Origin of the sequence: Streptomyces sp. NPDC057963 (assembly GCF_042887155.1) — a bacterium.
GTDB lineage: Bacteria > Actinomycetota > Actinomycetes > Streptomycetales > Streptomycetaceae > Streptomyces.
Genome location: NZ_JBHVPX010000007.1, coordinates 363,298 through 375,217, shown reverse-complemented (window position 1 = coordinate 375,217; position 11,920 = coordinate 363,298). Strand labels below are relative to the sequence as shown.

The window sequence follows — 11,920 nt, the reverse complement described above, 5'->3', positions numbered from 1 at the left end:
GCAGAACCGCCCCACCAGGAGGAACCCGTGCCCGCCGAGTCCGTCGCCGAGCCGTCGCCCGAGATTCTCGCCGCCTTCCAGGCCGCCAAGGGCTTCATGCCGGTGGTCGAAGGACTGGCGCTGTACCGGGCGGCCGCCGAGGCCGCGGCTCTGGGGCTGCCGATCCTCGAAGTCGGCACCTACTGCGGGCGCTCCACCGTCCTGCTCGCCGATGTCGCCCGAGCGGCCGGTGTGACGGCCCTCACCGTCGACCACCACCGCGGCAGCGAGGAGCAGCAGCCCGGCTGGGAGTACCACGACCCGACCGTCGTGGACCCGGAGGTCGGCCGGATGGACACACTGCCGACGTTCCGCAGGACCCTGCACGCTGCCGGTCTCGAAGACCACGTCGTGGCACTGGTCGGACGGTCTCCGCAGGTCGCGGCGGTGTGGGGCGGAAGGCTCGGACTCGTCTTCATCGACGGCGGCCACACCGACGAGCATGCGAACGGCGACTACGAGGGCTGGGCCCCGCATGTCGCCGAGGGCGGGCTGCTGGTGATCCACGACGTGTTCCCGGATCCGGCGCACGGCGGCCAGGCCCCGTACCGCGTGTATCTGCGGGCGCTGGCCTCCGGCGCGTTCACCGAGGTCTCGGTCACGGATTCGCTGCGGGTGCTGCGGCGTACCGGAACGGGCATCTGAGCGAGTACCGAGGCGTACCGGAACGGGACTCCGAGCAGGCGCCGAACCGTACTGGAACAGGCATCCGAGCAGGTGCCGCCCGTTCCGGAACGGGACTCCGAGCAGGTGCTGCCCCGTATCGGAACGGGCATCCGGGCGAGTACCGAGACGTACCGGAACGGAGCTCCGGGCGGGCCGGGTGCGGGCACGGGGCGCAGGCGCGAGGCATCCGGGCCGGTCGCCCGAAGGGCCCCGATAGCATCGCGGGGTGCCGTACGACGAGAGCGTTCCCCCCACACCGCGCCGCCGGCCCCTGCTCGCCGCCGCCGTGCTCGCCGCCGTGTCCCTGACCGCCGCGGGCTGCGGCGCGGGCGACGACAGCGGCGGGGCGCAGGCCCGGCCCCTGCCGGGCGGCGGCGGTACCACCGCCGCGCCGTCGTCGGCCCCGCCGTCGAAGAGCGCCCCGGCCCCGGCGAAGACCTCCGCCTCCCCCGCCCCGTCCACGAAGCCCTCGAAGTCCACGGGCGGCCGGGCCACCGGGCCGCTGTCCGGGAAGACCGTCGTCATCGACCCCGGGCACAACCCCGGCAACCACCTGCACACCCGCGAGATCAACCGCCAGGTGGACATCGGCACCACGCACAAGGAGTGCGACACCACCGGGACATCGACCGACTCCGGTTACGCGGAAGCCCGGTTCACCCTCGACGTGTCGCACCGGCTGCGCACGCTCCTGCGCGCGCAGGGCGCGAACGTCGTGCTGACGTACGACAACGACCGCCCGTACGGGCCCTGTGTCGACGAGCGCGCCCGGATCGGCAACGAGGCCGGGGCGGACGCCGTGGTCTCGGTGCACGCGGACGGTTCCGCGGTCGGCAACCGCGGCTTCCACGTGATCCTTCCCGGACTGGTGCGGGGCGGGGCGGCGGACACCTCGAAGATCGTCGAGCCGTCGCGCGATCTCGGCACCCGGATCGCCGGCCTCTTCGTCCGCGATACCGGAAGTGCGCCTTCCAATTACGTCGGCGGCAATAGCGGGTTGGACATCCGCAAGGATCTGGGCGGACTGAATTTGTCGACCGTGCCCAAAGTCTTCATCGAATGCGGCAATATGCGTGATCCGAAGGATGCCGCCCTGCTCACCAGCGCGGGATGGCGTCAGAAGGCGGCGCAGGGCATTGCCGAGGGCATCAGCAGCTACCTGAAGGGGTAGCAAGAGGTGGTTCTGAGGCGAAATTGGGGGGAAGTGCGTCCGAGCTTCGGGCAGGGGCACAACCCGGCCGGGCAGACGATAGATTCATCCGTACCATGGGGAGCCGCCCCCGAGCTTCGCGCCGCGCCCGCCGTACCCGTACAGGCGGCAGCGACGACCGCCCCGACGAGACGACCGACTAAGGACCTTCACGTGAATATCCGCTCCCTCACTCGAGGCGACGGCGTGGTGATCGGAGCAGCGGTGGTGCTGTTCATCGCCTCTTTCCTCGACCTCTCCGGCTTCGACTGCCCTGCGGGCCTCAACTGCTCCAGCTACAACGCCCCGAACGCCTGGGACGCCCTCGGGGTCCTCATGAGCGTCTTCCTGGCCGGAATCATCGGTGCGGCGCTGGTCGTTGTGGGCCGTGCCATGCCGAACCGCAAGGTCGTCGGGTTCGACCTCGGTCAATTCGGTGCCGCCTTCTGCGTCTTCGCGCTGTGGACGGCGTTCTGGACGACCATCGACGCCAGCAACGCCGGCGCCGGAATGATCCTCGGCCTGCTCGGGTCCATCGTGCTCGCGGGCGGCGCGATCGCCACCCCGCTGGTCCCCGCGCTCAAGGCGCCGCTGATGGGCACCCCGCGCCCGCAGGCCGTGCAGCCGCCGTACGGCGGCCAGCCGCAGCCCGGCCAGGGGTACGGCTACCCCGGCGCCCAGCAGCAGCCCTACGGTGCGCAGCCGGGTCAGCAGCAGCCGTACGGCGCCCAGCCGCAGCCCGGTCAGCCGCAGCCCGGCCAGCCGGAGCCGCAGAAGGCCCAGCCGGCCCCGGCGGCCGGTGCGGCGACCGGTGACTTCACACCGTTCTGGTTCGCGGTGCCGGTGGCCCGCCCGCTGTACGGGGAGGACGGTTCGCCGTCGCCGATCGCCGAACTGGCGCCCGGCACCTGGTACCTCGCGGTGGAGCAGCGCGGTGCCGCCCTCATCGCCCAGACGCAGGACGGCCGTCGCGGGGTGCTCCAGGACACCACGGGCATCCAGCGCGGCTGAGTCCACACCGCCGCAGGACGAACAGCGGCCCCCCGCCCCTTCCGGGCGGGGGGCCGCTGTCGTACTCTCCGTCCGTGCGTCAGATATCTGACACACCGTCAGGAATGCTGGGAGGCGGAGGAATGCGGCTCGGACTCGCGCTCGGCTACTGGGGCCGCGGCCCGGACCCTGCCCACCTGGACCTCGCCCGGGAGGCGGAGGCGCTGGGATACGCATCGGTGTGGACGGCGGAGGCCTGGGGCTCCGACGCGTTCACCCCGCTGACCTGGATCGCCGCGCACACCTCCCGGATCCGGCTGGGCACCGGCATCGCACAGATGGCGGCGCGCACCCCGACCGCGACCGCCATGCACGCCCTCACCCTCGACCATCTCTCCGGCGGCCGGATGATGCTCGGCCTGGGGCTGTCCGGGCCGCAGGTGGTGGAGGGCTGGTACGGGCGGCCGTTCCCGAAGAGTCCGCTGACCGCCACCCGCGAGTACGTCGACGTCATCCGCCAAGTGCTCGGCCGCGAGGCCCCCGTGGAACTGGCCGGGCGCTTCCACTCCCACCCGTACGACGGCCCGGACGGCACCGGTCTGGGCAAGCCGCTGAAGCCGATCACGCATCCGCTGCGGGCGCGGCTGCCCGTGCTGCTCGGGGCGGAGGGGCCGAAGAACATCGCGCAGACGACACGGATCGCCGACGGCTGGCTGCCGCTGTACTGGTCGCCGCTGCGCACCGATGTGTACGAGGCGTCGCTGACCGGTCTGCCCGACGGATTCGTGATCGCGCCGATGGTCCGGGCGCGGGTCTGTGACGATGTCGCCGAGGGGCTGCTGCCGGTGAAGGCGATGCTCGGCTTCTACATCGGGGGCATGGGGCACGCGGCCCGCAACTTCCACGCCGATCTGATGGCGCGGATGGGTTTCGAGGAGGAGGCGCGGCGGATCCAGCGGCTCTTCCTCGAAGGGCGCAAGGAGGAGGCGGTGCTGGCCGTACCGGACGCGTTCGCCGATGAGATCTCGCTCGTCGGCCCGCGTCGGCGCATCGCGGAGCGGCTGGAGTTGTGGCGCGAGGGGCCGGTGACCGATCTGCTGGTGACGGCGCCGGACCCGCACACCCTGCGGGTGCTCGCGGAGCTCAACTGAGGGCTGCCCCGTCGTCCGCGGCGGGCACCGGGGACGGCGGGACGGCCCTCAGGCCGCCGGCCGGGCCGGGTCCGTGGGCCAGGCTCCGGTCGCGACCGGGGCGGGGCGGACGCGCCGCCGTGTCGCAGTGCGCTCCCAGGGCTGGGGGTCGGGGTACGTCAGGAGTTCCAGGGTGCTGCCCCACGGAGTGCGCAGATACGCGAACCGGTTGCGCTCCCCCGCCTCGGGACCCGGCAGCGGCTGCGCGTCGGCGAGCAGCAATGCGCCCGCGGCGACGCAGTTCCGTACGGCCGCGTCCAGGTCGTCCGCGTAGAGGGCCACATGCTGCCAGCCGAAGTCGCAGGGCCGCACCGGGGGTTCGCGGCGGGGCCCCTGGAACTCGAACAGCTCGATGCCCGGTCCGTCGCCGGGGAGGGCCAGCATCCGGATCGCCAACTGCTGGGTACCCGCCGGGACACCGAGCAGGCGCTCGACGTCCGGTCCTGCGCGCGGTCCGTCCTGGCGGCGCAGGCCGTCGTACAGCACCTCGGCGCCGAACGCCCTGACGAGGAAGAGGGTCGCGGTCTCCAGATCGGGGACCGTGACCCCGATGTGGTCGATCCCTCGCACGCTTGTGGCCGTCATGGCTTCACCGCTCCCGTCCCGGGGCTGCGCCGACCGCCCCGTCCGCCCCGGAACGGACCCGCTCCGGGGTCGTACCCCCGCGCGACCAGGCCAGCAGCTCACCGGCCGGCCAGGTGGTGACCACGCGCTCCGCCGGGACGCGGCACTCCTCGGCGCGGGCGCAGCCGTGGACCTGCCAGTCCAGCTGTCCCGGCGCGTGTGCGTCGCTGTCGACGGCGAACAGGGCGCCCGCGTCGACGGCGCGGCGCAGCAGCCGGCGGGGCGGGTCGAGCCGTTCGGGACGGCTGTTGATCTCCACCGCCGTGCCCGCCTCCGCACACGCGGCGAAGACCTCGTCCGCGTCGAACCGCGATTCCGGGCGGCCCCGGCCGGTGAGCAGCCGCCCGGTGCAGTGCCCGAGGACGTTCGCCCGCGGATGGCGGACGGCCGCGAGCAGGCGCCTGGTCATGGGGGCGGGGTCCATCCGCAGTGCGGAGTGCGCGGAGACCACCACGACGTCCAGCTGTGCCAGCAGCTCCTCCTCCTGGTCGAGGGAGCCGTCGGGGAGGATGTCGCACTCGATGCCGGTGAGCAGCCGGAACGGCGCCCATTGCCTGTTGAGTCCGGCGATCGCGTCCAGCTGGCGGCGCAGCCGCTCCGGGGAGAGCCCGTTCGCCACGGTCAGCCGGGGCGAGTGGTCGGTCAGGACCGCCCACTCATGACCCAGCTCCGCCGCTGTGCGGCCCATCTCCTCGATCGGGCTGCCGCCGTCCGACCAGTCGGAGTGCAGATGGCAGTCGCCGCGCAGCAGCGCGCGGAGGCCGCCGCCGCCCTCGGGGAGCGGGGCGGCGGCGGCCTCCTCCTCCAGCCGCTCCAGATAGCCGGGCACCTCCCCGGCCACCGCCTCGCGGATCACCTGCCCGGTCTTCGGCCCGATGCCCTTGACCGTCTCCAGCGAGCCGTCCGCCGCCCGCCGCGCGGCCTCGCCGTCCGCCATCGCCGCCACCGTGCCGGCGGCGGCGCGGAACGCCTGGACGCGATAGGTCGCGGCCCCGCCGCGTTCCAGCAGGAAGGCGATCCGTCTCAGGGCGCGGACGGGCTCCATCGGCACCTCCACCGGGGCCGCCGGACACAACGGGCTGTCCTCTCCAGCTTGGCTCAGCACCGCCCCGCCCGCACAGCGGGCGCGGCGCGCCCGGCGGGCGGCGGGCGGTACGCACTCAGCCGAAGGTGGTGTGCTCCAGCCAGAAGTCCAGCAGCTCCGCGTCCCCCAGCACCTCGACGCGGCCGCTGTCCGCCGCGAGGCGCCGGTTGAAGACCAGCATGACGTCGGTGAGCGGGCCCCGCAGGGACACCGTCGCCTTCTCGTGGGCGTGCCGCCAGCCGAAGCCGTCCGCGCCGAACTCGATCAGCCACTCGGCGTCCGGCACGTCCGTGGCGTGCAGATGGATCGAACGCCCGGCGCCGGTCAGCCCGGCGGCCCCCTTGTCGCCGGTGGACCGCGCGAAGGCGACGATCTCCAGCCACTCCTCGATGGTGTCCGCGGCCAGCTCCGGAGCCACCTCGTACCCGGCCCCCACGGTGAGCGCCGCGTCGGCCTGGTGGACGATCGTCTCGTGCGCCATGCGGCGGGACCAGAAGCCGGTGCTGTGCTCCCATCCCCAGGACCACACCTTCTCGTCGGGGCCGGCCGCGCGCAGGAGCCCGGCGGTCTCCGCCGCCCCGTCCGCCAGCCAGGCGTCGAGCACGGCGGGGTCGTCGCCCTCGGGCCTGGACTCCGCCACCTCTTGGAGCGGGATCATTTCGGTGGCCCGGGTGCGTACGATCTCGCTCACCCAGCGGTGCGCTCCGCCGACGTGGCCGGCGAGATCGCGCAGGGTCCAGTCGGGGCAGGTCGGGACGGTCGCGTTGAGGTCGGCGCCGTTGATCGCCGCCCTCAACGCGTCGGTGCGGGCGATGATTTCGTCACAGTAGAGGTCGTGCGGGAGTGCGCTCATGCCCCGTACCCTAAGGCTGGCAAAGGCCGGGACCACATCGATTATCCGCTATCCGCCGAGTTGCGAGGTGGTGGGCACCTTGTCCTTCACCTCGGCGCCCGCGCTCCTGCCCGCGTCCTTGACGCCGTTGATCACGCCCTCGAAGGTGCCGATGTCGCCTTCGCCCGCCTGGCCGTTGCGCAGCTTGGTGCCGAGCCCCTTGAGCGAATCGATGCCCGCCGTCAGCGGCGCGACCGCCTTCGAGAGCAGCGGGTCGCCCTTGGCGTTGACGGCGGCGGCCTTCAGCCGGTTGTAGGCGAAGCCACCCGCGAGACCGGCCTTGACCAGGGCGAACTTACGCCCGTCCGCGCCCTTCTTGAACGTGCCCGCGCGGTACGGCTTCACGATCCACTGATACGTCGCCCCGGCCGCGAGCCCCGCGTTGGCGACGAACCGCGTCTTGGCGAGTTTCTGCGCCTGCGCCGAGGCCGTGCCGCTCGGGGACGCGGAGCTGCTCGCACTGGTCTTGCCACCGCCGCCGCACGCGGTCGCGCCCACGAGCACGGCGCAGGACAGCAGCAGCGGGACGAGCGGACGGCGGAGCGGTACGGAACCGTTCACGGCGGAACTGGGCACAGCGGGCCTCCCTGGCCGGGCACCTCACGGCGACCTCTGCGGTGAGTGGCGGAATTCGCCACGCCCCGCAAGGCTCGCCCGGCCCCGGGCGGTCCGCCACTCGGGGCCGCCGTCCGGGTTCCGCCCGCTGGAAGCGGCCCCGGCGGCCCTCAGCCGCAGCAGTCCGGTTCCAGCCCGCGCGGCAGGTGCTCGCCGCTGAAGACGGCCGTGGTCGCCTCGTCGCCGCCGAGCGCGGCCACCGCGAGCAGCAGGGAACCGGCGGTCCAGGTGGTGAGTTCCTCCGGCCAGAACGCCCGGTTGCCCTCGAAGACGTACCCCGTCCAGTACATGCCGCCCTCGGCGCGCAGATGCTGGACGGACTGGAGGATCTCCAGCGCCCGGTCGGACTCGCCCATCACCCAGAGCGCCAGGGCGAGTTCGCAGCTCTCGCCGCCGGTCACCCACGGGTTGGGCAGCACGCAGCGCACCCCGAGGCCGGGGACCACGAAGCGGTCCCAGCCCTCCTCGACGCGCTCCTTGGCGGCCGCTCCGGTGAGCGCGCCGCCGAGGACCGGGTAGTACCAGTCCATCGAGTAGCGGCTCTTGTCGAGGAATCGCTCCGGGTGGCTGCGGATCGCGTGGGCCAGTGCGCCGGTCGCCAACTCCCAGTCGGGCTGCGGCTCCTCGCGCCGTTCGGCGAGGGCGAGTGCGCAGCGCAGCGCCTGGTGGATGGAGGAGCAGCCGGTCAGCAGGGCGTCGTCGACCGGGGTTCCGTCGGCTTCGCGCTTCCAGCCGATCTGCCCGCCGGGCTGCTGGAGCCGCAGCACGAATTCGACGGCGGCGAAGACGGTCGGCCACATCCGGTCGACGAACGCGTCGTCGCCGGTGGCGAGGTAGTGGTGCCAGACGCCGACGGCCACGTACGCGCAGAAGTTGGTCTCCAGAGCGCGGTCGGTGGGCCGTTCCGGGTCACCGTCGTGGTACGCGGCGTACCAGGAGCCGTCCTCGTTCTGGTGCCGGGCCAGCCAGTCGTACGCGCGTTCCGCCGCGGCGTGCTCGCCCGCCGCGTCGAGGGCCATGGCGGCCTCGGTGTGGTCCCACGGGTCGAGGTGGTGGCCGCGGAACCAGGGCAGCGCACCGTCGTCGCACTGCGCGGCGAGGAGGGCGGCGACGGTCTCGGTGGCCTGCTCGGCGGTGAGGACTCCGGGCAGTACGAGGTGTTCGGTCTGCTCGGGAGTGGTCACGCCTCGGCCCTGGAGAGGTCCTCGGCGGCGGCCACGGGCAGGTGCGGCTTGGTCGCGTACGCCACGAAGCTCTTGCCCACGACCGGGTTGAGCAGCTGCTCGGCGACCCGGGTCGCCCTCGGCTTCTTCATGATGTCCCAGACGAGCAGCTTGTGGTACGCGCGGACCGGCAGCGCTGCGTCCTTGCCGTCACGGCCCACCCCGAACGCGCACTTGAGCCACCAGTACGGCGCGTGCAGGGCGTGGGCGTGGTGGGTGCCGTACGGCTTGAGGCCGGCGCCGCGTATCTTGCCGAGCAGCTCGTCGGCCTTGTAGATGCGGATGTGGCCGCCCTCGACCTCGTGGTAGGCGTCGGAGAGCGTCCAGCAGACCTTCTCGGGGCCGTAGCGGGGCACGGTGATCGCTATCCGGCCGCCGGGCCTGAGGACCCGGACCATCTCGGCGAGCACGCCCTTGTCGTCGGGGATGTGCTCCATCACCTCGGAGATGATCACGACGTCGAAGGACTCGTCGGGGAACGGCAGGTTGAGCGCGTCGCCCTCCATCGCGGTGGCGGTGGCGCCCTCGGGGGCCTCGCCCGCCTCCTTCATGGCGGCGAACCACTTCGCGACCTCGCGGATCTCCTCGGCGTTGCGGTCGAGGGCCACGACCTGGGCGCCGCGCCGGTAGCACTCGAAGGCGTGGCGTCCGGCGCCGCAGCCCAGGTCGAGCACTCGGTCACCTGCGGCGAGCGGGAAGCGGGTGAAGTCCACGGTCAGCACGGAGGCCTGCTTTCGCGGTCGAGGGGGATCAGTGGGCAGGGGCGGCGGGGGCGGACTGCGGGGTCACCGTCGCCCGCCGGAACGCGTGGTGGCCGCGCGGGCGGCGATCGCCTCGCGGTAGAGGGCGGCGGTGCCGAGGGCGGCCTGCTTCCAGGTGAACCGGGACAGCACCCGGGCGCGGCCCGCCGCGCCGAGCCGGGCGCGCAGTTCCGGGTCGCCGAGCAGCCGGGCGAGCGCGCCGGCCAGCGCCCCGGCGTCGCCGGGCGGAACGGCCAGGCAGGTCTCGCCGTCCGGGCCCGCGACCTCGGGGATCGCGCCGCCCGTGGTGGCGACCAGGGGCGTGCCGGTGGCCATGGCCTCGGCGGCGGGCAGCGAGAACCCTTCGTACAGCGAGGGGACGCAGGCGATCTGGGCGCCGCGCACCAGGTCGACGAGTTCCGCGTCGCTGATGCCCTTGACGAACTCGACGGCGTCCTGGAGCCCGTGCCGCTCGATGGCCTGCGCGACCGGTCCGTCCTCGGCCCGCTTGCCGACGACCACCAGGTGCGCCCGCGGGTTCTCGGCGCGGAGCTCGGCAAGCGCCTCGACGAGGTGGACGAGGCCCTTGAGCGGGACGTCGGCGCTGGAGGTGGTGACGATCCTCCCGGGCACCTCGGCGACCGAGGGATCGGGCGACCAGAGGTCGGTGTCGGCACCGATGTGCACGACGTGGATGCGGCCTCGGGCCACCCCGAGCTGGTCGACGATCTCCTGCTTGGAGGAGCCGGAGACGGTGAGCACGGAGGGCAGTCTGCGCGCGACCCGCTTCTGCATGCGGGTGAAGGCGTACCAGCGGCGTACGGAGGCGCGCCGGCGCCGGGTCCCGGCGGCGTCCAGGTCCAACTGCCGGTCGACCGTGATGGGGTGGTGGATCGTGGTGACGAGTGGGGCGCCGAGGTCCGTCAACAGCCCGTAGCCGAGCGTCTGGTTGTCGTGGATGACGTCGAACTCGCCCCGGCGGGCGATGAGATGGCGGCGGGCGCGGAGGCTGAAAGTGAGCGGTTCCGGGAAGCCGCCGGTCCACATGGTGGCGACCTCGGCGGCGTCGATCCAGTCCCGGTACTCGCCGCGCTTCGGGGTGCGGAACGGGTCGGGCTGGCGGTAGAGGTCCAGGCTCGGCAGCTCGGTGAGCGGGACGCCCTCGTCGAGCACCGGATAGGGCTGGGCGCCGATCACCTCGACGTTGTGGCCGAGCCGGGCGAGCTCGCGGCCGAGGTGGCGCACATAGACGCCCTGGCCGCCGCAGAAAGGATTTCCCTTGTAGGTGAGGAGTGCGATGCGCAACGGACGCTCGTCGGGGGTGCCCGACGCGTCGCTGCCCGCGCGGGGGCCCGTCTCTACGGCCTCAGCGGTCACACTCGGCCCCCTTCTCACTGCGTGTTCGCCGGAGCGTAACCGCTCGCGCTAATCTAGAACAAGTTTCAGACTGGATCGTTCAATGAGCTACGAATCTACCGGCAGGTAGCGTCGGTGCAACGGCCGGACCGGGTGATTCGCGCCACGACCGGACGCCCTGGCATGCTGTGCGCCGCCGGGAGACCGAGCACCTCCCTCCGGTTGTGGACAGAAGCCATGGATGGGGACACATGACAGCGGAAGCCAAGCCGGCATCGCCGCCCCTGACGGAACGCCAGGAGGCCCGGCGCCGCCGGATCCTGCACGCCAGCGCCCAGCTCGCCGGCCGGGGCGGATTCGAGGCGGTCCAGATGCGCGAGGTCGCGGAGGCCGCCGAGGTCGCCCTGGGCACGCTGTACCGCTATTTCCCGTCCAAGATCCATCTGCTGGTCGCCACCATGCAGGACCAGCTCCAGCACCTGCACACGACGCTGCACAAGCGCCCCCCGGCCGGGGACGACGCGGCGCAGCGGGTCGCCGACACCCTGATGCGGGCGTTCCGCGCACTCCAGCGCGAACCGCATCTGGCGGACGCCATGGTGCGGGCGCTGACCTTCGCGGACCGCAGCGTCAGCCCGGAGGTGGACACGGTCTCGCGGATCACGACGGCGATCATCCTGGACGCGATGGGCCTGGAGCATCCGACGCCGGAGCAGCTGTCCGCGGTCCGGGTCATCGAGCACACCTGGCACTCGGCGCTGATCACCTGGCTGTCGGGGCGGGCGTCGATCGCCCAGGTGAAGATAGACATCGAGACGGTGTGCCGGCTGATCGACGTGACGGCGCCCCGGGACACCCCGTAGCGGATCGGGGCCCTTTCCTCACCCGTCCCTCACCGATCTGCCCGAAAGCATCACAAATCTCTCCTTAGCATGGTCATGACCAGCACCGATGGAGAGGAAGACATGACTGACCAGTCAGGCGGTCCGAGCGGCGCGACGGGGATGCGGGCCCCGGGCGGACCGGGATACGGCGTACAGCCCCCGGCCGGCTACGGGTACGGCGCCCCGCTGCCCAGCGGCAGGGCGACGGCCTCGATGGTGCTCGGCATCCTCGGGCTGGTGCTGATCCCGATCGTCCTGCCCATCATCGCGCTGTGCCTCGGTGTCTCGGCCCGGCGGATGGCCGACCGGGGCGAGGGCGGCGGCCGCGGGCAGGCGACCGCGGGCATGGTGATGGGCATCGTCGGCATCGCGTTCGCCGCCCTCGGCGTGCTCGTGGCCACGGCCCAGGCGATCGCCTCCGTCTGACG

Annotated in this window: 13 protein-coding genes; 6 read left to right on the top strand and 7 right to left on the bottom strand. The window is 72.8% G+C overall.

Going from position 1 to position 11,920, the window contains the following annotated elements; translation table 11 throughout:
• Positions 1-27 precede the first annotated feature (27 nt).
• From ACFVT1_RS19515 to ACFVT1_RS19500, 4 genes are all read left to right on the top strand, one after another.
• Positions 28-684, top strand: a complete 657-nt coding sequence (locus tag ACFVT1_RS19515) for a class I SAM-dependent methyltransferase (RefSeq protein ID WP_389796819.1) — start codon at positions 28-30, stop codon at positions 682-684.
• 247 nt (positions 685-931) lie between these two features.
• On the top strand, positions 932-1,876 hold the full coding sequence (locus ACFVT1_RS19510) for an N-acetylmuramoyl-L-alanine amidase (RefSeq protein WP_389796818.1): 945 nt from the start codon (positions 932-934) through the stop codon (positions 1,874-1,876).
• Between the two features lie 192 nt (positions 1,877-2,068).
• Positions 2,069-2,905 (top strand): hypothetical protein, encoded by an 837-nt coding sequence (locus ACFVT1_RS19505; protein WP_389796815.1) that lies wholly within the window; start codon positions 2,069-2,071, stop codon positions 2,903-2,905.
• A gap of 122 nt (positions 2,906-3,027) precedes the next feature.
• Complete coding sequence (locus ACFVT1_RS19500; RefSeq protein ID WP_389796975.1) at positions 3,028-4,035, top strand: LLM class F420-dependent oxidoreductase; 1,008 nt, start codon at positions 3,028-3,030, stop codon at positions 4,033-4,035.
• A 48-nt stretch (positions 4,036-4,083) separates the two neighbouring features.
• On the opposite strand, the gene ACFVT1_RS19495 is transcribed toward ACFVT1_RS19500, so the two are convergent.
• The 7 genes from ACFVT1_RS19495 to ACFVT1_RS19465 form a co-directional block, all read right to left on the bottom strand.
• Complete coding sequence (locus ACFVT1_RS19495; RefSeq protein WP_389796812.1) at positions 4,084-4,659, bottom strand: VOC family protein; 576 nt, start codon at positions 4,657-4,659, stop codon at positions 4,084-4,086.
• Between the two features lie 4 nt (positions 4,660-4,663).
• Entirely contained in the window at positions 4,664-5,743 is a 1,080-nt protein-coding gene (locus ACFVT1_RS19490; protein ID WP_389796810.1) for a PHP domain-containing protein, read from the bottom strand.
• 115 nt (positions 5,744-5,858) lie between these two features.
• On the bottom strand, positions 5,859-6,635 hold the full coding sequence (locus ACFVT1_RS19485) for a maleylpyruvate isomerase family mycothiol-dependent enzyme (RefSeq protein ID WP_389796808.1): 777 nt from the start codon (positions 6,633-6,635) through the stop codon (positions 5,859-5,861).
• A 48-nt stretch (positions 6,636-6,683) separates the two neighbouring features.
• Positions 6,684-7,235 carry a hypothetical protein gene (locus ACFVT1_RS19480; RefSeq protein WP_389796972.1) on the bottom strand — a complete coding sequence of 184 codons (552 nt, stop codon included), beginning with the start codon at positions 7,233-7,235 and terminating at the stop codon, positions 6,684-6,686.
• A 164-nt stretch (positions 7,236-7,399) separates the two neighbouring features.
• Positions 7,400-8,473 carry a prenyltransferase gene (locus ACFVT1_RS19475; protein ID WP_389796805.1) on the bottom strand — a complete coding sequence of 358 codons (1,074 nt, stop codon included), beginning with the start codon at positions 8,471-8,473 and terminating at the stop codon, positions 7,400-7,402.
• A complete protein-coding gene (locus ACFVT1_RS19470; RefSeq protein ID WP_389796803.1) occupies positions 8,470-9,234 on the bottom strand; it encodes a class I SAM-dependent methyltransferase in 765 nt (254 codons plus the stop codon). Before ACFVT1_RS19470 ends, ACFVT1_RS19475 begins: the two co-directional genes overlap by 4 nt.
• Before the next feature lie 63 nt (positions 9,235-9,297).
• Complete coding sequence (locus ACFVT1_RS19465; RefSeq protein WP_389796800.1) at positions 9,298-10,629, bottom strand: glycosyltransferase family 4 protein; 1,332 nt, start codon at positions 10,627-10,629, stop codon at positions 9,298-9,300.
• Positions 10,630-10,859: 230 nt separating this feature from the next.
• Here ACFVT1_RS19465 and ACFVT1_RS19460 point away from each other — a divergent pair, with 230 nt between their 5' ends.
• Together ACFVT1_RS19460 and ACFVT1_RS19455 are read left to right on the top strand one after the other, a co-directional pair.
• On the top strand, positions 10,860-11,471 hold the full coding sequence (locus ACFVT1_RS19460; protein WP_389796798.1) for a TetR family transcriptional regulator: 612 nt from the start codon (positions 10,860-10,862) through the stop codon (positions 11,469-11,471).
• A 102-nt stretch (positions 11,472-11,573) separates the two neighbouring features.
• Positions 11,574-11,918, top strand: a complete 345-nt coding sequence (locus ACFVT1_RS19455; RefSeq protein WP_389796795.1) for a DUF4190 domain-containing protein — start codon at positions 11,574-11,576, stop codon at positions 11,916-11,918.
• Positions 11,919-11,920: the final 2 nt, after the last annotated feature.